Source organism: Streptomyces sp. RLA012 (assembly GCF_056270325.1).
In genome coordinates this window covers 2,030,337-2,051,373 of record NZ_JBWDPA010000002.1, presented here as the reverse complement: position 1 = coordinate 2,051,373, position 21,037 = coordinate 2,030,337, and the positions used below count along the sequence as shown (strand labels likewise).

The 21,037-nt window shown below is 69.4% G+C and carries 17 protein-coding genes and 1 tRNA gene; 9 read left to right on the top strand and 9 right to left on the bottom strand.

Features of this window, described 5'->3' with window-relative positions:
• The 3 genes from eboE (at position 1) to RV986_RS09605 (ending at position 3,920) form a co-directional block, all read left to right on the top strand.
• The gene (gene eboE, locus RV986_RS09615; RefSeq protein WP_475916993.1) at positions 1-1,170 is read left to right on the top strand and encodes a metabolite traffic protein EboE; all 1,170 of its coding nucleotides are present in this window, start codon (positions 1-3) and stop codon (positions 1,168-1,170) included.
• Positions 1,167-2,567: an alkaline phosphatase family protein gene (locus tag RV986_RS09610; RefSeq protein ID WP_475916992.1), complete on the top strand. Its 1,401-nt coding sequence runs from the start codon at positions 1,167-1,169 to the stop codon at positions 2,565-2,567. The genes eboE and RV986_RS09610 overlap by 4 nt, the downstream gene beginning before the upstream one ends.
• 174 nt (positions 2,568-2,741) lie before the next feature.
• Positions 2,742-3,920 carry a sugar phosphate isomerase/epimerase family protein gene (locus RV986_RS09605; RefSeq protein ID WP_475916991.1) on the top strand — a complete coding sequence of 393 codons (1,179 nt, stop codon included), beginning with the start codon at positions 2,742-2,744 and terminating at the stop codon, positions 3,918-3,920.
• Between the two features lie 113 nt (positions 3,921-4,033).
• Here the strand turns inward: RV986_RS09605 and RV986_RS09600 are convergent, their stop codons facing one another.
• The 5 genes from RV986_RS09600 to RV986_RS09580 form a co-directional block, all read right to left on the bottom strand.
• Entirely contained in the window at positions 4,034-5,437 is a 1,404-nt protein-coding gene (locus RV986_RS09600) for an OFA family MFS transporter (protein WP_475916990.1), read from the bottom strand.
• A 1-nt stretch (position 5,438) separates the two neighbouring features.
• Entirely contained in the window at positions 5,439-6,827 is a 1,389-nt protein-coding gene (locus RV986_RS09595) for an OFA family MFS transporter (protein WP_475916989.1), read from the bottom strand.
• 119 nt (positions 6,828-6,946) lie between these two features.
• Positions 6,947-9,097, bottom strand: a complete 2,151-nt coding sequence (locus tag RV986_RS09590) for an acetate--CoA ligase family protein (RefSeq protein ID WP_475916988.1) — start codon at positions 9,095-9,097, stop codon at positions 6,947-6,949.
• Positions 9,098-9,100: 3 nt separating this feature from the next.
• Positions 9,101-10,330 carry a formyl-CoA transferase gene (gene frc, locus RV986_RS09585; protein ID WP_475916987.1) on the bottom strand — a complete coding sequence of 410 codons (1,230 nt, stop codon included), beginning with the start codon at positions 10,328-10,330 and terminating at the stop codon, positions 9,101-9,103.
• A 12-nt stretch (positions 10,331-10,342) separates the two neighbouring features.
• Entirely contained in the window at positions 10,343-12,028 is a 1,686-nt protein-coding gene (locus tag RV986_RS09580; RefSeq protein WP_475916986.1) for a thiamine pyrophosphate-binding protein, read from the bottom strand.
• Positions 12,029-12,208: 180 nt separating this feature from the next.
• Here RV986_RS09580 and sucC point away from each other — a divergent pair, with 180 nt between their 5' ends.
• From sucC to RV986_RS09565, 3 genes are all read left to right on the top strand, one after another.
• Positions 12,209-13,339: an ADP-forming succinate--CoA ligase subunit beta gene (sucC, locus tag RV986_RS09575; RefSeq protein WP_475916985.1), complete on the top strand. Its 1,131-nt coding sequence runs from the start codon at positions 12,209-12,211 to the stop codon at positions 13,337-13,339.
• A gap of 14 nt (positions 13,340-13,353) precedes the next feature.
• The gene (gene sucD, locus RV986_RS09570; RefSeq protein WP_475916984.1) at positions 13,354-14,286 is read left to right on the top strand and encodes a succinate--CoA ligase subunit alpha; all 933 of its coding nucleotides are present in this window, start codon (positions 13,354-13,356) and stop codon (positions 14,284-14,286) included.
• 161 nt (positions 14,287-14,447) lie between these two features.
• On the top strand, positions 14,448-16,013 hold the full coding sequence (locus RV986_RS09565; protein ID WP_475916983.1) for an aldehyde dehydrogenase family protein: 1,566 nt from the start codon (positions 14,448-14,450) through the stop codon (positions 16,011-16,013).
• 88 nt (positions 16,014-16,101) lie between these two features.
• Here RV986_RS09565 and RV986_RS09560 read toward each other — a convergent pair whose 3' ends face one another.
• Positions 16,102-17,004, bottom strand: coding sequence for an LLM class flavin-dependent oxidoreductase (locus RV986_RS09560; RefSeq protein ID WP_475916982.1), 903 nt, complete (start codon positions 17,002-17,004; stop codon positions 16,102-16,104).
• A gap of 146 nt (positions 17,005-17,150) precedes the next feature.
• On the opposite strand from RV986_RS09560, the gene RV986_RS09555 reads away from it, so the two are divergent.
• Both RV986_RS09555 and RV986_RS09550 read left to right on the top strand, forming a co-directional pair.
• Complete coding sequence (locus RV986_RS09555) at positions 17,151-17,582, top strand: MarR family winged helix-turn-helix transcriptional regulator (protein ID WP_475916981.1); 432 nt, start codon at positions 17,151-17,153, stop codon at positions 17,580-17,582.
• Between the two features lie 234 nt (positions 17,583-17,816).
• Positions 17,817-17,901 (top strand) — tRNA-Leu (locus RV986_RS09550).
• Positions 17,902-18,304: 403 nt separating this feature from the next.
• On the opposite strand, the gene RV986_RS09545 is transcribed toward RV986_RS09550, so the two are convergent.
• Positions 18,305-19,186 carry an SDR family oxidoreductase gene (locus RV986_RS09545; RefSeq protein ID WP_475916980.1) on the bottom strand — a complete coding sequence of 294 codons (882 nt, stop codon included), beginning with the start codon at positions 19,184-19,186 and terminating at the stop codon, positions 18,305-18,307.
• A gap of 85 nt (positions 19,187-19,271) precedes the next feature.
• On the opposite strand from RV986_RS09545, the gene RV986_RS09540 reads away from it, so the two are divergent.
• A complete protein-coding gene (locus tag RV986_RS09540) occupies positions 19,272-19,850 on the top strand; it encodes a TetR/AcrR family transcriptional regulator (protein ID WP_475916979.1) in 579 nt (192 codons plus the stop codon).
• Between the two features lie 21 nt (positions 19,851-19,871).
• Here the strand turns inward: RV986_RS09540 and RV986_RS09535 are convergent, their stop codons facing one another.
• Together RV986_RS09535 and RV986_RS09530 are read right to left on the bottom strand one after the other, a co-directional pair.
• A complete protein-coding gene (locus tag RV986_RS09535) occupies positions 19,872-20,141 on the bottom strand; it encodes a hypothetical protein (protein WP_475916978.1) in 270 nt (89 codons plus the stop codon).
• A 49-nt stretch (positions 20,142-20,190) separates the two neighbouring features.
• Complete coding sequence (locus RV986_RS09530; RefSeq protein ID WP_475916977.1) at positions 20,191-20,985, bottom strand: SDR family NAD(P)-dependent oxidoreductase; 795 nt, start codon at positions 20,983-20,985, stop codon at positions 20,191-20,193.
• Positions 20,986-21,037 lie beyond the last annotated feature (52 nt).

The window sequence follows — 21,037 nt, the reverse complement described above, 5'->3', positions numbered from 1 at the left end:
ATGCGCTTCCGCCACCCCGACGGCTCCACCGTCCACCTCGCCTACTGCACCAACGTCCACCCGGCCGAGACCCTCGACGGCGTCCTCGCCCAACTCCGCGACCACTGCGAACCCGTCCGCCGGCGCCTCGGCCGTGACCGCCTGGGCATCGGCCTGTGGCTCGCCAAGGACGCCGCCCAGGCACTCGTCACCGACCCCTCCGCCCTGCGCGGTCTGCGCGCCGAACTCGACCGCCGCGGCCTCGAAGTCGTCACCCTCAACGGCTTCCCGTACGAGGGCTTCGGCGCCGAAGAGGTCAAGTACCGCGTCTACCGGCCGGACTGGGCCGACCCGGAACGGCTCGCCCACACCACCGCCCTCGCCCGCGTCCTCGCCCAGCTCCTCCCCGACGACGTCACCGAGGGCAGCATCTCCACGCTGCCCCTCGCCTGGCGCACCGCGTACGACAGCGAGCGGGCGGCCGCTGCCCACGAGGCGCTGACCACGCTCGCCGAACGCCTCGACGCCCTCCACGAGCTCACCGGCCGCTCCCTGCGCATCGGCCTGGAACCGGAACCCGGCTGCACCGTCGAGACCACCCGTGACGCCCTCGCCCCGCTCGCCGCGATCGGTCACGACCGCATCGGCCTCTGCGTCGACACCTGCCACCTCGCCACCTCCTTCGAAGACCCGCACACCGCCCTGGACGCGCTCACTCAAGCCCACGTCCCCGTCGTCAAAGCCCAGCTCTCAGCCGCCCTGCATGCCGAACACCCCCACCTCCCCGACGTCCGCGCGGCCCTCGCCGCCTTCGACGAACCCCGCTTCCTGCACCAGACGCGCACCCTCACCGCCGCGGGCCTGCGAGGCACCGACGACCTCGGCGAGGCACTCACCGGGGACGCCCTGCCCGACGCCTCCCCGTGGCGCGCCCACTTCCACGTCCCGCTGCACGCGGCCCCCACCGCACCCCTCACCTCCACACTCCCGGTCCTGAGGACCGCACTGACCCGCCTCGTCGGCGGCCCGCACCCCCTCACCCACCACCTGGAGGTCGAGACCTACACCTGGCAGGCACTCCCGCCCGAGCTGCGCCCCCGCGCCCGAGCCCAGCTCGCCGACGGCATCGCCGCCGAACTCACCCTCGCCCGCGACCTGTTGACGGACCTCGGCCTCAAGGAACTGCCGTGACCCCACTACCGCAGACCCACACGGGCCCCACTCCTCTCCTCGTCCTGGACGTCGTCGGCCTCACCCCCCGTCTCCTCGACCACATGCCCCACCTCAAGGCCCTCGGCCGGTCCGGCTTCCGTGCCCCGCTCGGCACCGTCCTGCCCGCCGTCACCTGCGCCGCCCAGTCCACCTTCCTCACCGGCACCCACCCGTCCGAGCACGGCATCGTCGGCAACGGCTGGTACTTCCGCGAGCTCGGCGACGTACTCCTGTGGCGGCAGCACAACGGTCTGGTGTCCGGCGACAAGCTGTGGGACGCCGCCCGGCGCGCGCACCCCGGCTACACGGTCGCCAACATCTGCTGGTGGTACGCCATGGGCGCCGACACCGACATCACCGTCACCCCCCGTCCCGTCTACTACGCCGACGGCCGCAAGGAACCCGACTGCTACACCCGGCCCCCGGCCCTGCACGACGAACTCACCGCGAAGCTCGGCACGTTCCCCCTGTTCCACTTCTGGGGTCCCGGCGCCGACCTCGTCTCCAGCCGCTGGATCATCGACGCGACCCGCCACATCAACCGCACCCGCCGACCCGATCTGACGCTCTGTTACCTTCCTCATCTCGACTACGACCTCCAGCGCTTCGGCCCCGACGACCCGCGCTCCCTCCAGGCGGCCGCGGACCTCGACACGGCCATGGCTCCTCTCCTCGACGACGCGAAGGCGGAAGGCCGCATCGTCGTCGCGCTCTCCGAGTACGGCATCACCCGCGCGGACCGCCCCGTCGACATCAACCGCGCCCTGCGCCGCGCCGGACTCCTCGAAGTGCACACGCAGGACGGCATGGAGTACCTCGACCCGACGGCCTCCCGCGCCTTCGCGGTCGCCGACCACCAGATCGCCCATGTCTATGTGCGCCGCCCCGAGGATCTGGAGGCCACCGAGGCGGCACTCGCCGACCTGCCCGGCATCGAGCGACTCCTCGACGACGAGGGCAAGAAGACCCACCACCTCGACCATCCGCGCTCCGGCGAACTCGTCGCCGTCGCGGAGCCGGACGCCTGGTTCACGTACTACTACTGGCTCGACGACGCCCGCGCGCCCGACTTCGCGCAGCTCGTCGAGATCCACCGCAAACCCGGCTACGACCCGGTCGAACTCTTCATGGATCCCCTCGACCCCTACGTCAAGGTGAAGGCGGCCACCGCGCTGGCCCGCAAGAAGCTCGGTCTGCGCTACCGCATGGCGGTCGTGCCGCTGGACCCCTCACCTATTCGGGGCAGCCACGGCCGCCTTCCCGCGAGCGACGACGAAGGTCCGCTCCTCATCTGCTCCACCCCCCGCACCGTCCCCGGCCGCATCGCGGCCACCGAAGTGAAATCCCTGCTGCTCGACCTGGCCGGCCTCACCTGACGAGACCTGACAGGGCATGACGAGCAACTACGGAAAGTGAAGCACGCGCCACTGACAACGGGTCCGGCGAGCGCTTCGCACGCCTCTGACCTGCGCATGAGCAGCAGACCCCGCGGCACCCGTAGACCCAGCGGCACCCGTCAAAGCCGTACACCGATCCGAAAGAGAGAAACCGTGACCGCCTTCAACGACGAACCCGCCACCGGCGAAGCCCTGCGCCGCACTCTCGGCGTCGACCGCCGCCGTTTCCTGAGCACCTGCACCGCAGCCGCGACCGCGGCGATCGCGGCACCCGTCCTCGGCGCCTCGCCCGCCCTGGCCCAGGACCGGGGCAGAGGCCACGACCATGGCCATGGCCACGGCCACGGCGGTGACGTCCTCGTCCCCGCGAACAAGCGCGGCATCATCCTCTACACCGTCCGGGACGCCACGGGCCGCGACCCGCTCGCCACCGACCTGCCCTCCGGGTTCCGCGAGGTCTTCAAGCAGCTCTCGCGGTTCGGCTACCGGCAGGTGGAGTTCGCCGGGTACGGCCAGCACGCCAACGCACCGGGCGGCGCGAGCCTGGAGTCCGTGGCGGGTGCCAAACTGTTGCGCTCCTGGCTCGACGAGTACGGGCTGCGGGCGCAGGGCAACCACGGTTTCATACCGCCGTCCTGGCCCTTCACCACGGCCGACCTGGACACCTTCAAGAAGCACCTGGAGATCGCCAACATCCTCGGCATGGCGCACATGGGCACCGGCGGCGATCCCACCGGCAGCGCCTATCGGGCCGACTGGGACGTGGCCGCCGACAAGTGGAACGCGCTCGGCGAGATCGCCCGCCGTGAGGGCCTCAAGCTGTACACCCACAACCACGACGCGGCGTACGGCTTCCTGCTCGACGGGGGCCCGCTGGACGCCCAGGGCAACCCGACCCGCAGCTCCGGCATCCGCAAGCTGGAGTACTTCCTGAAGATCACCGACCCGAAGGTGGTCTGGCTGGAGATGGACATCTTCTGGGCGCACGTGGCCCAGTACAAGTTCCACACGTACACCGCCCACGACGGCTCCACCCGGGAGAAGGTCTTCGACCCCGCCGGGCTCGTCGTCCGCAACAACAAGCGCTACCCGCTCTTCCACGCCAAGGACGGCAGCGTCAACACGACGAACGGCATGGGCTACGACATGGTGCCGTTCGGCACCGGCGTCATCGACTACACCACGTTCTTCTCGCGCGTCGGTGACCGGAACCACCACAACCCGATGGTCGAGCAGGACAACGCCCCGAGCGCCACGGACCCCGGGCAGTCACTCACACACGCGAAGATCGGCTACGACAACCTCGCGGCCCTCCGTAAGCGACGTCACTAGCATCGCGGCAGTGCACCGGGCGGCCCTCCCCACAACGCGCCACGTGGGGAGGGCCGCCCGATCCGTGCTCCGTGCCGGTGAGAGACCTCTCACCCCGTTGGCCAGGAGACCTCTCAGCCGGCAGGCTGCGGCTGAGGAGTGCCTACCCCGCCCTCGCGCCCCGGCTGCTTCAGCAGCAACGCGATCGCCGCCGCCAGCATCGAGATGCCGCCGGCCAGCGCGTACGCGCCGTTGTAGCCCCAGGCCGCGACCACCATCGAGCCGAGACCGCCGCCGAACAGACCGCTGATCAGCTTGCCGCTGTACACCAGGCCGTAGTTGGTGGCGTTGTAGTTCTCGCCGAAGTAGTCCGGGGTCAGGGCCGCGAACATCGGGTAGAACGCGCCGCCGCCGAACCCGGAGAGGAAGGCGAAGAACAGGAACAGCCACTCGCTCTTGATGTCACCGGCCCAGATCACCCCGAACTGCGCGAGCCCCAGCACGAGGATGACGAACACCAGGGTCAGCTTGCGGCCCCAGGTGTCGGACAGCCAGCCCACCACGGCCCGGCCGACGCCGTTGATGACGGCCATGATGCCCATGGAGGACGCCGCCACCAGCGGGCCGAAGCCCACCTCCTCGGCGAAGTCGACCTGGAAGGAGATCCCGAAGATCGACACGCCCGCGGTCATGACCAGCGTGATCCACATCAGGGGGAGCACACCCGTCCTGATGGCCTCCTTGGGCGTGTACTGCTTCACCGCGGGAGGGTTCTTGGCGAGGGCGGCGGCGGTCCTGCCGTTGCCGCCGTACGTCAGTGGGTCGATGTCGGCGGGCCACCAGTTCTTCGGCGGGTCCTTGAGGAAGAACGCGCAGGACAGCACGACGATCATCACGTAGCAGCCGATGAGGTCCAGGACGCGGTGGTAGTTCCCGGTGTCGAACGCGTAGTTGAAGATGAAGATGAACGGCAGGGAGCCGTAGGCGAATCCGCCGTTGACGAATCCCGTCCTGGCGCCCCGCCGCTCGGGGAACCACTTGCCGACCATGTTGATGCAGGTCGCGTACACCAGCCCGGAGCCGAGGCCGCCGATGACGCCGAAGCCCAGGATGGCCAGCAGCACGTTGCTCAGGTGCGAGAGGGCCAGGAAGCCGATCACACACATGACCGCGCCGATGTACATGGCCCTGCGGGCGGTGAGGATGCCCCGCTCCCGCAGCCAGCCCGCCGGGAAGGCTATGCCGGCCTGGAAGAAGACCCAGACGCTCAATATCCAGAAGGTGTTGCTCTGGGTCCAGCCGTGGGCGTGGGACAGCGTGTCCTCGGCCGAGCCGTACGCGTATTCGAAGACGCTGATGGCCATCATGGCGATCCACGGCAGGTACACCATGAACGTGCGGGAGTGGCCCAGGATGTCCCGGTCCGTCTCGCCGATCCGGTAGACACGGCCCCGGGCGTCGGTGACTTCGCGGTAAGAGCGGTCGGAGGCGCCGGTTCCGGTCGATGCGCCCTGGGTGGCGATGGGGTCCGCCGTCATGTCACGCCATCTCCTCGCCGAGAGGTTGCGGATTGGGGACGATGCTCCGGGCCTTGGGGGTGCCCGGTGATTTCAGGAACAGCGCCAGTACGGCGGAGGCCAGGCCGATGGAGCCCGCGAGCACGAAGGCCCCGTGGTAGTCCCACGCGCCGACGACGACCGCGCCCATGCCCGAGCCCACGAGGCCCGAGATCAGTTTCGAGCTGTAGACCATTCCGTAGTTGGACGCGTTGTTGTTCTCGCCGAAGTAGTCCGCCGTCATGGCCGCGAAGAGGGGGAAGATCGCCCCGCCGCCGAATCCGGAGACCATGGAGCAGATCAGGAAGAACGGCATGCTGCCCATCTGGCCGGAGATCAGCACACCGAACTGGGCCGAGCCCAGCACCAGACAGACGATGATCAGTGTGTTACGGCGTCCGAAGCGGTCGGAGATCCAGCCGATCACACCGCGCCCCGTGCCGTTGACGATCGCCTTCAGGGACATCGCGGTGGCCACGATCCCGCCCGCGAACCCCATGTCCTTGCCGAACGGCACCTGGAAGGCGATGCCGAAGATGTTGATTCCGGCGGTGCACAGCAGGCAGAACCACATCATCCAGAGAACGGGTGTACGGGCGGCCTCCTTGGGGGTGTACTGCTTCACCGCCGGCGGGTTCTTCTCCAGCGCCCGGCGGATCCTCGGGTCGTCGGACACCTTCAGCGGGTCCACGTGCGGGGGCCACCAGCCCTTGGGCGGGTCCTTGAAGAACCAGCCCGCGAAGGCGACCACGCAGCAGCAGACCACGCCCACCGCCACCAGGACGCCCTGGTAGTTGCCGAGGTCCATGTACGAGGTGAACAGGAACACGAAGGGCACCGAGCCGTAGGCGAAACCGCCGTTGACCAGGCCCGTCTTGCCGCCCTTGCGCTCCGGATACCACTTGCCGACCATGTTCACGCAGGTCGCGTAGACCAGGCCGGCGCCGATGCCGCTGAACATGCCGAAGCCGATGTACGCGACCACCACATGCGGCGCGAACGCCAGGGAGAGATACCCCAGGACCGTGCCCAGCGCGCCGAGCATCATGGCGTACCGCGCGGGCAGCCGTCCGCTCTCGCGCAGTTGGCCGGCCGGGAAGGCGACGGCGGCCTGGAAGAATATCCAGACGCCCATCAGCCAGAATATGTGCCCGCTGCCCCAGAGATGGGCGTCGTGCAGGGTGTCCTCGGCGGAGGTGAACGCGTACTCCGAGGAGCTGATGCCCAGCATCCCCATCCAGGGGAAGAGCACCATGGTCCAGCGTGGTCGCCCCATGATGTCCCGGTCGGTCTCGCCGATGCGGTACAGGCGGCCGTTGCGATCCGTCACCTCCCTGTAGGGGACGGATGTCGATAGGTCGGTGGTTGTCATGTCGGTTCAGCACCCCTTGCGTCGAAAGATCTGGCCAGCGCCCCCTGTCCAAATGCCTTTCGTGTGCGCACGGGTCCTGGGGGCGGCCGACGCGCACCGTCGGCCGCCCCCGCCCAGGTTCACCTCATGAACCGCCCTCCCAACAGCCCTGCCGCCCGCGCCCAGCGGTACTTCGCGCCGAGCACGGCCACCGGCTTCTCGGTCGTGTACGGGTACGCCACGACCCCCCGCTCGTACAGGTACTGGCAGGCCTCCTCGACCTCGACGTCGCCCGCGAGCGACGCCACCACGGGCTTCTCGATGCCGCGTTCGCGGAATTCGGCCACCACGCGCGCGGTGAGCTCGGCGAAGACCATGGGAGGGGTGACGATGGTGTGCCAGTAGCCGAGGACGAGCGCGTGGATGCGTGGGTCCTCCAGACCGAGCCGGATGGTCGCCTCGTAGGTCGAGGGCGGCTCGCCCCCGGTGATGTCCACCGGGTTGCCCGCGGCCCCGAAGGGCGGGATGAAGGCCCTGAAGGACGCGTCCAGGTCCGGTGGGATCTCCATCAGGGACAGGCCGTTGTCCGTGACCGCGTCGGACAGGAGGACACCGCTGCCGCCCGCGCCCGTGATGATGACGACGTTGTCGCCCTTGGGGGTGGGAAGCACCGGCAACGCGCGCGCGTACTCCAGCATTTCGTTCAGCCCGGGAGCCCGGATGACGCCGGCCTGCTTCAGGATGTCCTCGTACACGGCGTCGTCGCCCGCGAGTGCGCCCGTGTGCGAGCCGGCGGCCTTCGCCCCGGCCGCCGTACGACCGGCCTTCAGGACGACGACCGGCTTCCTCGGGACCGTGGCGCGCGCCGCCTCCACGAAGGCGCGGCCGTCCTTGAGGTCCTCCAGGTGCATCGCGATGCACTCGGTGTGCGGATCCTCGCCGAACCAGGTGAGCAGGTCGTCCTCGTCGAGGTCCGACTTGTTGCCGAGCCCGACGATCGCGGAAACGCCCGTCTTCGTAGTGCGCGCGAAGCCCAGGATGGCCATCCCTATGCCACCGGACTGCGAGGTGAGCGCGACGCCGCCCTTCACGTCGTACGGTGTGCAGAACGTGGCACAGAGGTCCTGCCACGTCGAGTAGTAGCCGTAGATGTTCGGCCCGAGCAACCGGATGCCGTGGCGCTCGGCGATGGCCACGATCTCGTCCTGGAGCGCCTGCTCACCGGTCTCCGCGAACCCGGAGGGGATCAGTACGGCATTGGGGATCCCCTTGCGTCCCACCTCCTCCAGGGCCGAGGCCACGAACTTGGCGGGGATCGCGAAGACCGCCACATCCACCTCACCGGGAACGTCGGTGACACTCTTGTACGCCTTGCGGCCCTGAATGTCATCGGCCTTGGGGTTCACCGGGTGGATCTCGCCGGAGAAGCCGCCGTCTACGAGGTTGCGCATGACCGAGTTCCCGATCTTGCCCTGCTCGTTGGAGGCACCGATCACCGCCACGGACGAGGGCTCCATCAGCCGCCGCATCGAGGTGAGGATCTCCTCGCGCGTGTACTTGCGCCGCTCCTTGGGGACCGAGTCCGCCAGGATCACGCGGATGTCCGCCGCGACGGCGCCCTCCGGGGTGGCGATCACCGGGTTGAGGTCCACCTCGGCGATCTCGGGGAAGTCCGCGACGAGTTCGGAGACCCGGCGGATCTGCTCGGCGATCGCCCACCGGTCCACCGGCGGCGCCCCGCGCACCCCGCGCAGGATCTCGGCCGCCCTGATCGAGTCCAGCATCGACAGCGCCTCGTCGGCGTCCACGGGAGCGAGCCGGAAGGTGACGTCCTTCAGGACCTCCACCAGGACACCGCCGAGCCCGAAGGCGACGACCTTCCCGAAGGTCGGGTCGGTCACCGCGCCGACGATGACCTCCTGCCCCTGGGGGAGCAGCTCCTGGACCTGGACGCCCTCGATACGGGACCCCGGGTCGTACGCCCGCGCGTTCTCGACGATCTTGTGGAAGGCGGCGCGTACGTCCGCCGCGCCCTCCACACCGACGATCACACCGCCGGCGTCGGTCTTGTGCAGGATGTCCGGCGAGACGATCTTCATCACGACGGGCCCGCCGAACCGCGCCGCGTACGCCACCGCCTCGTCGACGTCCGTCGCCAACTCCTCGCCGGGAACGGCGATCGCGTACGCGTCGGCGATCACCTTTCCCTCGGGCGCGGTGAGCGCGGTCCGCCCCTCGGCTCGCACGGCGTCGAGGAGCGTGCGCACCCTCAGCACCCGGTCTTCGGCCATCACTCAGATCACTCCGTTCGACTTGAGCAGGCGAAGTTCCTCGTCGCCGAGGCCGAGCTCGCCGATGTAGACCTCTTCGTTGTGCTCGCCGAGCAGCGGCGAACTGGTTACGTCCACGGGGGAGTCGGAGAGCTTCAGGGGGCTGCCCACGGTCACGAACTCGCCCCGCTCGGGGTGCGGCACCGTCACGACCATCTCGTCGGCGACCAGCGACTCGTCCTCGATGATCTCCTTGGTGGACAGGATCGGGCCGCACGGGATGTTGTGGGCGTTGAGCTTCTCCAGCACCTCCCACTTGGGGAGCGTGGTCGACCACTCCTCGATGAGCTGGAACATCTTGGTGAGCTGCGGCAGCCGGGCTTCCGGGGTCGCCCAGCCGGGGTCGTCCGCCAGCTCCGGCCGTCCGATGAGCTCGGTGATCGGCTTCCAGCCGACGGGCTGCACGATGACGTACACATAGTCGTTGGGGCCGCCCGGAGCGCACTTGACCGCCCAGCCCGGCTGGCCGCCGCCGGACGCGTTGCCGGACCGGGGAACCTCGACGCCGAAGTCCTCGTTGGGATATTCGGCGAGCGGTCCATGTACCAGTCGCTGCTGATCGCGCAACTTCACCCGGCAGAGGTTGAGCACGGCATGCTGCATGGCGACGTTGACCCGCTGCCCGCGCCCGGTGTTCTCCCGCTGGTACAGCGCCGCGAGAATCCCCGCCACGGCGTGGATGCCCGTGCCCGAGTCACCGATCTGGGCCCCCGTCGCCAGCGGCGGTCCGTCCTCGAAACCGGTGGTCGACATCGACCCGCCCATGGCCTGCGCGACGACCTCGTACGCCTTGAAGTTGGTGTACGGGCCGTCCCCGAACCCCTTGATGGAGGCATAGACGATCCGCGGATTGATCTCCTGGATGCGGTCCCAGGTGAACCCCATGCGGTCGACCGCGCCCGGTCCGAAGTTCTCGACCATGACGTCGGAGCGCCGGATCAGCTCGGTGAGGATCTCCTTGCCGCGCTCGGTCTTGGTGTTGAGGGTGATGCTCCGCTTGTTGCAGTTGAGCATCGTGAAGTAGAGGGAGTCGACGTCCGGGAGGTCGCGCAACTGCCCCCGCGTGATGTCACCGGTCGGCGCCTCCAGCTTGACGACGTCCGCGCCCAGCCAGGCCAGCAGCTGTGTGGCGGACGGGCCCGACTGGACGTGCGTCATGTCGAGGACGCGGATGCCTTCGAGAGCCTTGGTCATGCCAGGGTCACCTCACTTGTACATCGTCTGGTTCATGGTTCCGGGGGCGTACGCGTCCGGGTCGACCCAGACGTTGATCAGCGACGGCCTGCCCGACTCCCGGGCGCGCCGCAGCGCCGGGCCGATGTCGGCGGGGTCGCGGACCTCCTCGCCGTAGCCGCCCAGCATCTGCGCGAACTTGTCGTAGTGGACGTCGCCGAGGGTGTTGCCGACCCGCTCGCGCTCCAGGCCGTACTTCTGGGCCTGGCCGTAACGGATCTGGTTCATGGAGGAGTTGTTGCCGACGATGCCGACGAAGGGGAGGTTGTAGCGGACGAGGGTCTCGAAGTCCCAGCCGGTCAGCGAGAAGGCGCCGTCCCCGAAGAGGGCGACGACCTCCTTGTCGGGCCGCGCCTGCTTGGCCGCGAGCACGAAGGGGATGCCGACGCCGAGTGTGCCGAGCGGTCCCGGGTCCATCCAGTGCCCGGGTGACTTGGGCTGCACGACCTGCCCGGAGAAGGTGACGATGTCGCCGCCGTCGCCGATGTAGATCGAGTCCTCGGTGAGGAAGTCGTTGATCTCGCCGACCAGACGGTACGGATGGATCGGCGAGGCGTCCGACTTCAGGCTGGGCAGCCGCTTCTCCAGGGCGGTCTGCTCGGCGGCGCGCAACTCGTCCAGCCACTCCTTGCGCTTCGACGCGCCCCCGTTGACGCGCCCCGAAGCAGCCTCGGTCACCGACTTCAGGATCAGCCCCGCGTCGCCGACGATCCCGAGGTCGATGTCCCGGTTCTTGCCGACGGTCCGGTAGTCGAGGTCGATCTGCACGACGGTCGCGTCCGGGGAGAGCCGCTTGCCGTAGCCCATCCGGAAGTCGAAGGGCGTACCCACGATGACGATGACGTCGGCGTTGGAGAACGCGTACCGGCGCGAGAGCTGGAAGTGGTGCGGGTCCCCGGGCGGCAGGGTGCCGCGCCCGGCGCCGTTCATGTAGGCGGGGATGTTGAGGGTGCGGACGAGGTCGATGGCGGACGCCGTGCCGCGTGTCGTCCAGACCTGGCTGCCCAGCAGGATCGCGGGTTTCTCGGCGTGGACGAGGAGGTCGGCGAGCTTTTCGATCGCCTCGGGGTCACCGGCCGAGCGGGTCGAGGCCCGGTAGTGGCCGGCGGCCGGGATCCGGGCCTTCTCCACCGGCACCCTGGCGTCCAGGACATCGCGCGGGATCTCCAGGAAGGAGGGGCCGGGCGCGCCGTGATAGCACTCCCGGAACGCCATCGACACCATGTCGGCGGCGCGCGCCGTGTCCGGCACGGTCGCCGCGAACTTGGTGATCGGCGTCATCATGTCGACATGCGGCAGGTCCTGAAGGGACCCCATCTTGTGCTGGGTGTGCGCTCCCTGGCCGCCGATCAGCAGCATCGGTGACTCGGCGCGGAAGGCGTTCGCGACGCCGGTCACGGCATCGGTCGTACCGGGACCCGCCGTGACAACGGCGCAGCCGGGTTTGCCGGTGATGCGTGCGTAGCCGTCGGCGGCGTGTGCGGCGACCTGCTCGTGACGGACGTCGACGACCTCTATGCCTTCGTCGACGCAGCCGTCGTAGATGTCGATGATGTGGCCGCCGCACAAGGTGTAGATGACCTCCACACCCTCTGCTTTGAGTGCCTTGGCGACCAAGTGCCCACCGGAGATGGAGTCCTGGCTGATGTCGTCGGGCATGGCGAAGTCCTGTCCCTTCGTAGGGGGTTGGAACGCTCTCGCGGTACATTGCATACAGTCGACGAATACTGTATGAAGCTTGTTATCCCGCATCCGGTGGGTGGTGTCCAGGGGGCGTGCGGCACTTTTCGGGGGTCCGGGGGTCGCTGCCCGGACAGACACAGCAGTCAGGAGCCGGTGATGGACCTGTACGAGCACCAGGCAAGGCAACTCTTCGAGGAACACGGCATCTTGGTGCCGAGGGCCGAGGTCACGGACTCGTCCAAGCGGGCGCGCGAGATCGCCCGCGGGCTCGGCGGCCGGGTCGTCGTGAAAGCCCAGGTGAAGACCGGCGGACGAGGCAGGGCGGGCGGCGTCAAACTCGCCGCCGACCCGGCCGCCGCCGAGCTCACGGCGCGCCAGATCCTCGGCATGGACATCAAGGGCCACACGGTCCGCAAGGTGATGCTGGCCCAACCGGTCGACATCGAAAGCGAGTTCTACGTCAGTTATGTCCTCGACCGTGCCGCGGGCCGCTTCCTCGCGATCGCCTCGGCCGAGGGCGGCATGGAGATCGAGGAGGTGGCCGCGAGCCGTCCGGAGGCGGTGGCGCGTGTCCCCGTCGACCTGGCCGAGGGTGTCACCGCCGCGAAGGCGGCCGAGATCGCGGCAGCGGCCGGACTGCCCGCGCAGACCGTCGACGTTCTCGTACGCCTGTGGGAGGTGCTGACCCGCGAGGACGCGCTGCTCGTCGAGGTGAACCCCCTCGTGCGCACCGCCCAGGGGCAGCTTCTCGCCCTGGACGGCAAGGTCACCCTCGACGACAACGCCCGCTTCCGCCAGACGCGTTGGGGCGCCGACGCCGCGGAACACGACGATCCCCTGGAGGCGGCGGCCGCGGCCAAGGGCCTCAACTACGTGAAGCTGGACGGCGAGGTCGGCATCATCGGCAACGGCGCGGGCCTGGTCATGTCGACCCTCGACGTGGTCGCCGGCAACGGCGCCCGCCCCGCCAACTTCCTCGACATCGGAGGCGGAGCCTCCGCCCAGATCATGGCCGACGGCCTGTCGGTGATCCTCTCCGACCCGGCCGTGAAGTCGGTCTTCGTGAACGTCTTCGGCGGCATCACGGCCTGTGACACGGTCGCCGACGGCATCGTGCGCGCCCTGGACACCGTGCGACTGACCAAACCGCTCGTGGTCCGCCTCGACGGCAACAACGCAGCCCGCGGCCGCGCCATCCTCGACGGCCGCGCACACCCCCTGGTCCAGCAGGCCACCACCATGGACGACGCCGCGCGCCGCGCGGCCCGACTCGCCACCGCCGGCTGAAGAAGGAGCAGGACATGGCCGTCTTCCTCACCAAGGAGAGCAAGGTCCTCGTCCAGGGCATGACCGGCGGCGAGGGCATGAAGCACACCCGGCGGATGCTCGCTGCCGGCACGGACGTCGTCGGCGGGGTCAACCCGCGCAAGGCGGGCCGGAGCGTCGACTTCGACGTCCCCCAGTGCCTCAAGGGCCTGGGAGGTACCCCCATGACCGTGCCCGTCTTCGGTTCGGTGCGCGAGGGGATGGCGGCGACCGGCGCCGACGTCACCGTCGTCTTCGTGCCGCCCGCGTTCGCCAGGGCCGCCGTGGTCGAGGCCGCCGACGCCGGCATCGGCCTCACCGTCGTGATCACCGAGGGCATCCCCGTCCACGACGCCGTCGCCTTCCACGCGCACGCCGCCACGAAGGGCACCCGCGTCATCGGCCCCAACTGTCCGGGCCTGATCACCCCGGGGCAGTCGAACGCGGGCATCATCCCCGCCGACATCGCCAAGCCCGGACGTATCGGCCTGGTGTCCAAGTCGGGCACGCTGACCTACCAACTCATGCACGAACTCCGTGACACAGGGTTCTCGACCTGCGTGGGCATCGGCGGCGACCCCGTCGTCGGCACCACCCACATCGACTGCCTGGCAGCCTTCCAGGACGACCCCGACACCGAACTCGTCGTCCTCATCGGGGAGATCGGCGGCGACGCCGAGGAACGCGCGGCCGCGTACATCCGCGAGCACGTCAGCAAGCCCGTCGTCGGTTACATCGCCGGGTTCACCGCGCCCGAGGGCAAGACGATGGGGCACGCGGGCGCGATCGTCTCCGGCTCGGCGGGCACCGCCGAGGCGAAGAAGGAGGCACTGGAGGCGGCCGGAGTGCGGGTGGGCGGCACACCGACCGAGACGGCGCGGCTGGTGCTGGCCCAATTGGAGGCGGGGCGCGACATCACTCCCGGGTGAAACATCACCCATGGGCGAGACGTCGCTCATGGGCGAGATGAGACGTCACTCATAGTTGGCGCGAGGTGACTGTCACGAACACAGCCGCCTCACTACCTTCAGCTCGGCACGAGCTAGGCACCTCCCGCCCCCGACTGTGCACCGAGAGCGGAGACACCCGAATGGCATCCACCCTCGACACCCCCCTCGTCACCCCCCGCGTCCTGAAATCCGGTACCTCCTGGGCCGACGCCTGGCGGCGCTGCCTCGCCGTCGCGCCCGAGGCGTTCCAGGAGGACCGCGTCCGCAACCTCTGGGGCGCCTCCTGGCAGGCGGACGGCCGGGCGCTGCCCGCCACCAGCCCCGTCGACGGACGTCCCGTCGCGGGCCCGCCCCGGCTGAACGCCACCACCGCCCAGCAGGCCGTACGCGCCTCGCTCGACCAGCACCGTGCCTGGCGTCACGTCCCGCTCGCCGAGCGCCGGGCGCGCGTCGCGGCCACCCTCGACGCCCTGACCGAGCACCGCGAACTGCTCGCCCTCCTGCTGGTCTGGGAGATCGGCAAGCCCTGGCGGCTCGCGCAGGCCGACGTGGACCGGGCGATCGACGGCGTGCGCTGGTACGTCGACGGCATCGAGCCCATGGTGGAAGGCCGGGCTCCGCTCGACGGACCCGTGTCCAACATCGCGAGCTGGAACTACCCGATGAGCGTGCTCGTTCACGCAATGCTGGTACAGGCATTGGCAGGGAACGCGGTCATCGCCAAGACCCCGACCGACGGCGGCGTCGCCTGTCTCACCCTGGCCGGCGCGCTCGCCGCGCGCGAAGGGATCCCCGTCACCCTCCTCAGCGGCAGCGGAGCCGAGCTGTCGGAGGCGCTGGTCCGCGCGCCCGAGATCGGCTGCGTCTCCTTCGTCGGCGGCCGGGACACGGGCGCCGCCGTGGCCACCGCCGTCGCCGACCTCGGCAAACGGCACGTACTCGAACAGGAGGGACTCAACACCTGGGGCATCTGGAACCACACGGACTGGGACGCACTGACGGCCGTCATCCCCAAGCTCTTCGACTACGGCAAGCAGCGCTGCACCGCCTACCCGCGCTTCGTCGTCCAGCGCACGCTGTTCGACGAGTTCCTCGCCGCCTACCTCCCGGCCGTCCGCACCCTGCGGGTCGGTCACCCGCTCGCGGTCGAGCACCCCGAAGACCCCTACCCCGCGCTGGACTTCGGGCCCGTCATCAACGCGGCCAAGGCGAAGGAGCTGCACGACCAGGTCGCCGAGGCCATCGATCGCGGCGCCGTCCCGCTGCACCGCGGCAAGCTGTCCGACGCACGCTTCCTGCCCGGCCAGGACACGGCGGCATACGTCCAACCGGTCACGCTCCTCAACCCGCCGCCGTCCTCACCACTCCACCACGCGGAACCCTTCGGCCCGGTCGACACCATCGTCCTGGTCGACACCGAGGCGGAGCTGCTCGCCGCGATGAACGCGTCGAACGGCGCGCTCGTCGCCACGCTGTCCACGGACGACGAGGCGACGTACGCCCGACTGGCACCGCAGATCCGCGCGTTCAAGGTCGGCCGGGGCAAGCCCCGCTCCCGCGGCGACCGCGACGAGCTCTTCGGCGGCCTCGGCGCGTCCTGGCGCGGCGCCTTCGTCGGCGGCGAGCTGCTTGTGCGCGCCGTCACCCAGGGCCCGGTGGGGGAGCGGCTGCCGGGCAACTTCCCCGAGTACCAGCTCGTTCCGTGAGACGGGGGTGGGCGGCGCGGGTTCCGGGGCGCCGCCCACCCGGCCGTGCTCTTCTCTCCGCTCACCCTTCTCTCTCTGCCCAGACCGCTCACACTTCGGAAATGATCTCGTCCACCAGCCAGTGGGCGACCCCTTCCGGGTAGGGCTGGGGCAGGCCGAGCACGACATGGTGCACGCCGATGCCGATGAGGTCGGTGACCGTGGCGCGGGTGGCGGCGGGATCGTCGTACGAGACGACGACCTGCACGGATCGTGCGATCTTTCGTGGATCGCGCCCGATGTCGGCGCAGTGCGCGTCCAGCACCCGGCCGCGTTCGGCGATGAACTCGACGCTGTTGTGCGGCGGTCCGGGGATGTTCCAGATGTCGGCCCGTTCGGCGACGAGTCGGAGCAGTCGTGTGCCCCAGCCGCCGATCAGCAGGGGAGGCCCGGGGCGCTGCACGGGCTTGGGTTCGTTCCGTGTGCCCCGGAGCCGGTAGTGGCGCCCGTCGAAGTCGAAGACGTCCTGCGTCCACATCCGGCGCAGGATCTCGACCGTCTCGCCGAGCCGGGCGATCCCCTCACCTGGCGGGACGAGCGAGAGCCCGTACGCCTCGTACTCGGCGATCGCCGGGTTCTCGCCGGCGATCCCGCCCGCGCCGGGCGGCTGGTGGGTGCCACCGACGCCGATCCCCATGACGAGCCGCCCGTCGGAGATCACGTCCACGGTCGAGGCGATCTTTCCGAGGACGGCGGGCGGGCGGACACGGTTGCTGGTGACGAGGATCCCGAGCCGCAGCCGCTCGGTCTGGGCGGCCAGGGCGGCGAGCAGGGTCCATCCCTCGTGTGTCCGGCCGTTCGCGGGACCGCGCAGGGGAAGCAGATGGTCCCAGAGCCAGGCGTCCTCGATCTCGGGCAGGGCGTCGGCCTCCCGCCATACGCGGCGGATGTCCTCGTAGGAGACATGCATGGGGGTGGTCTTGATACCGAAGCGCACACGTTGATCGCTCATATCGATCAGGGTAGACAATCATCAGTATGGCTGACAATCAGCTTTCAATCAATCTTGGGTACAGTCCGGGCATGACCGGTGAGCGCCCTCTCGTACCGCCCGTACTGCCCGTTGCGCCCGTACCGCCAGAACCTGCCGAACCCCCCGTGCCCCTTGGATCCCGGCTCGGTTATCTGCTCAAGCATGCCCAGCAGCGTCTGGCGCGGGCGTCCGCCGAGGCGCTGGCACCCTTCGGGATCGACGGGCACGAACTCGCCGTGCTCGCGGTACTTGCCGCCGAGTACCCGCTGTCGCAGGTCGAGGTGGCCGGACGGCTCGGTGTCGACCGCACCACGATGGTGGCGCTGGTCGACGGGCTTGAGGACCACGGGCTGGTCGAACGGCGCCGCAGTCCGCAGGACCGGCGCAAGAACATCGTGGAGCTGACGGCCGCGGGCCGCGACTGCCTCGACCGGGCCGAGCGGGCACGCCGGGCGATGGAGCACCGCTTCCTCGCTCCGCTGGACGAGGAGGCGGCGGCCATGTTCGTACGGGCGTTGCAGATTCTGGTGGTGGACGAACGGCGGGCCGAGGAGTGAGGAGTGAGGGGTGAGGAGTGCGGGCGGGGTGGCGTGCGTGCGCGGCGAGGAGGTGCTCGCCGGGTTCCCTGGTAGTCGCGTGATCACCCATGGTGAGGGCGTGGACGGATCCGTCATCCGGCCCTGTGGAGCCGCCTCCGGGGCCCGGATATGCAAGTGAAAGGCACTCCGAAACCTTGGTATTGTTGTCCATGTCGCCGCGGGGAACACCCCCGGTCAGGCGGCAGACACCTGGTCCGGGTGGCGGAATGGCAGACGCGCTAGCTTGAGGTGATAGTGCCCTTTATCGGGCGTGGGGGTTCAAGTCCCCCCTCGGACACACTTTCTTCATACGCATGCGACGTTGTTCGGTGCGGATCGATTCGGCCCACCTGGTGCGGGTGTTGGCAGTGAATGTCTCCGGCCTGAGGAACGTCCAGTCCATGCCGGACCGTTGGATGAGCTGCTCGATCGTGCGGTTCACGAGGGGGACCGAGGACACCTTGTCGGCGCCGTCGAGTGCTGCGGGCAGCGTCTAGGGACGCTCCAGGTCGGCGGCGACAGTTTCCAACCCGGGCGTCACGGGACCTCCTGTTGGTTGTGGACGTGAATTGCTGTAGAGCCTGCGGCGTTGCCGGCGGAAATCCACTCGCGGCACGGGTCTTTCGACAGTGCGGGACGGTTGCCACGCGGGTGGCGGTCCGGCGTCAGCGGGCCTGCCCGATCTTCCCCCCCCCCGCCGGTCAGGGCTGGATGTTCTCCAGGTCCTCCAGAAGGCTGGGGTGCTTCGGCTCCCAGCCGAGCGCTTGCCGGGTGTGGGTGCTGGACGAGGGCTGGTCGGCCGCGAAGATCGGGCCGAGAGGGCCGTAGGTCTCCGCCGGTACCGACTCGACCGGCAGGCCCAGCCGTCGGCCGATGACCGCCGCGATGTCACGCACCTTGTCTCCCTCGTCGGCCACGGCATGCCAGGAGGTACCGGCTTCCGCCTGCTCCAGGGCGAGCCGGAAGAGGATTGCCGCGTCGAGTGCGTGCACGGCCGGCCAGCACTGTGCGCCGTCGCCCGGGTAGCCGGACACTCCGGTCCGGCGTGCGATGCCGGTCAGCAAACCGGCGAACCCGCCCGTGCCCTGGTTGTGAACCGTGCGCGGCAGGCGTACGGCCGTGCTCCGGACCCCGCGCGAGGCCAGGCCCAGGACCGTCGTGACCGCGCGACCGCGACCACCGACCGGCCCGTCGGTCGGCAGCGGGTCGGCCTCGGTGGAGACGCGGCCCGGCACATAGGGCGTACCCGAGCAGGCGACGAAGGGGCGGTCGCTGCCGACGAGTTCCTCGCCGAGGGTCGCGAGGGCGGCACTTTCCTCGGCGACCGCCTTTGCGACGGCGTCGGGGCTGCTGAAGTCGTTCGCGAATGCCAGGTGGATCACCCCGTCGGCCTGAGCGACGCCGGCGCGAAGGACGTCCAGATCGGCGAGACCTCCCCGGAGCGGCTCGGCGCCGGCCGCCTCGGCGACCAGTGCGGACGCGTCGGAGCGGGCGAGCGCGAGGACGGTGTGGCCGTTGCCGAGCAGTTCGGCGACGACGGCGGAACCGATCAGACCGGTGCCACCGGTGACGAAGACGCGCATGGAACTCTCCCTCAAGTGATGGGACTCTTGTCCCGTCACTCTAGCAGGGTGATGGGACAAGAGTCCCATCATGTAGGATGGGCCCATGGGTCGATGGGAACCAGGCGCACGCGAACGCCTCGTCGTGGCTGCCGTCGACCTGTTCACCGAACAGGGGTACGACGCCACGACGGTCGCGCAGATCGCCGAGCGCGCCGGGGTCACCAAAAGCACCTTCTTCCGGCACTTCCCCGACAAGCGTGAGCTACTGGTGGCCGGACAGGAGACACTGAGCCGGCTGCTGGCCGAGGGGATCGCCGAGGCGCCCGGTAACGCCAGCCCGCTCGAGGCGGTCGCAGCCGGTCTCGTGCGCGCCTCGACCGCGATGGGTCCCATGAGTCGCGAGTTCGTCCCTCGCTTGAAGGCGGCCGTCGCTGCCAGCGCCGAACTTCAGGAGCGTGACGCCCTCAAGAGCGTCAGCCTCGCGGCCGCCATGACAACCGCCCTGGTCGCCCGCGGCGTGCCCGATCCGACCGCGGCTCTCGCGGGCGAGCTGGGCGTCCTCGCCTTCAAGCGTGGGTACGCCGAATGGTCCGAGGCCGACCGTGATGCCGAAGACGAGCTCGCCGGGTACACCCTGGCGGCCCTGGACGAGCTGCGTGCGGCGAGCGCATCGCTGGGCTGACCGGACAACCTCACCCGTCGTTCACGGAACTGATGCTGTTGGTGATCTCTGGGCCGTGAGCCTCAACTCCCGCAGGCCAGGTGGGGCATCGTCGTGACGGACGGCGCGCAGGACGTGCAGCCCGTCCTCACCCACTCGCAGCACCCAGGCGATCAGTGCGTCCCCGCCGTGGGGAAGCCGGTCATAGCGCACCGGCCGGCCGTACCGGTCCGCCCGGTCAGGAGTCACGAGAGCGGCGGGCCACCCCTCGCCCTGCAGCGCGAGGTCCTCGGCTACGACCAGCGGGGGCACGGAGCGGCGCCGACCTCTTCGGACATGGGTGATGGAGCTCGGGCCATCCCTAGGGGAGGATGGAATCGACGTACCCTCCATCGACCCGCAGTGCGCCGCCCGTGGTGGCGGACGCCTGGTCGGAGCTCAGGTACACCACCATGTTGGCGATCTCCTCGGGTTCGATCAGGCGTTGCAACAACGACTGTGGGCGGTGCTTTCGCATGAAGGCTCGCTGTGCCTCGTCCCAAGGAAGGTCACGGTCGACGAGTTGGTACACGAAATCCTCCACACCAGCGGTGTGGGTAGGTCCGGCGATGACGGAATTTACGGTGACGCGGGTCCCTGCGGCATGCTTGGCGAAGCCGCGGCTGACCGCGAGCAGGGCGGTCTTCGACGTGCCGTAGTGGATCATCTCGGCGGGGATCACCACTGCAGAGTCACTTGCGATGTATTGGACGCGGCCCCACCCCCGTTGGATCATCTGCGGCAGGTAGGTACGGGTGAGACGGACGGCGGCCAGTACGTTCACTTCGAAGTAGCGACGCCATTCGTCGTCCGTGATCTCCAACGGGTCCTTGGCGCCGAAGATGCCGAGATTGTTGATGAGGATGTCGACGTCCGGCAGGGCTTCCCGGGCGCCGGCGGCGCCCTCCTCGGACGCGACATCGGCGGTGACCGGAAGGAAATTGCCGTCCGGCACGTCGGCTTTGAGCTGTTTGATGGACTCCTCGACCCTGCCCCGGTCGCGTCCATTGACTCCCACCCGGGCGCCGGCTCGCGCGAGTCCGGCCGCGATCGCGGCTCCGATGCCTTGGGTGGATCCCGTCACCAACGCGGTCCGTCCCGTGAGGTCCAGGCGCATGTCCTTCCCTTCCCGACGTAGGTTCGGCGGCTGTCAGCCGTCATGGCACTTC

Coding starts and splice junctions, on each gene's coding strand:
- RV986_RS09580 (WP_475916986.1), bottom strand. CDS start 12,028: ATGCCCGACGACATCAGCCAGGACTCCATCTCCGGTGGGCACTTGGTC.
- sucD (WP_475916984.1), top strand. CDS start 13,354: ATGGCCGTCTTCCTCACCAAGGAGAGCAAGGTCCTCGTCCAGGGCATG.
- RV986_RS09595 (WP_475916989.1), bottom strand. CDS start 6,827: ATGACAACCACCGACCTATCGACATCCGTCCCCTACAGGGAGGTGACG.
- RV986_RS09540 (WP_475916979.1), top strand. CDS start 19,272: ATGGGTCGATGGGAACCAGGCGCACGCGAACGCCTCGTCGTGGCTGCC.
- RV986_RS09565 (WP_475916983.1), top strand. CDS start 14,448: ATGGCATCCACCCTCGACACCCCCCTCGTCACCCCCCGCGTCCTGAAA.
- RV986_RS09590 (WP_475916988.1), bottom strand. CDS start 9,097: ATGGCCGAAGACCGGGTGCTGAGGGTGCGCACGCTCCTCGACGCCGTG.
- eboE (WP_475916993.1), top strand. CDS start 1: ATGCGCTTCCGCCACCCCGACGGCTCCACCGTCCACCTCGCCTACTGC.
- sucC (WP_475916985.1), top strand. CDS start 12,209: ATGGACCTGTACGAGCACCAGGCAAGGCAACTCTTCGAGGAACACGGC.
- RV986_RS09560 (WP_475916982.1), bottom strand. CDS start 17,004: ATGAGCGATCAACGTGTGCGCTTCGGTATCAAGACCACCCCCATGCAT.
- frc (WP_475916987.1), bottom strand. CDS start 10,330: ATGACCAAGGCTCTCGAAGGCATCCGCGTCCTCGACATGACGCACGTC.
- RV986_RS09600 (WP_475916990.1), bottom strand. CDS start 5,437: ATGACGGCGGACCCCATCGCCACCCAGGGCGCATCGACCGGAACCGGC.
- RV986_RS09545 (WP_475916980.1), bottom strand. CDS start 19,186: ATGCGCGTCTTCGTCACCGGTGGCACCGGTCTGATCGGTTCCGCCGTC.
- RV986_RS09530 (WP_475916977.1), bottom strand. CDS start 20,985: ATGCGCCTGGACCTCACGGGACGGACCGCGTTGGTGACGGGATCCACC.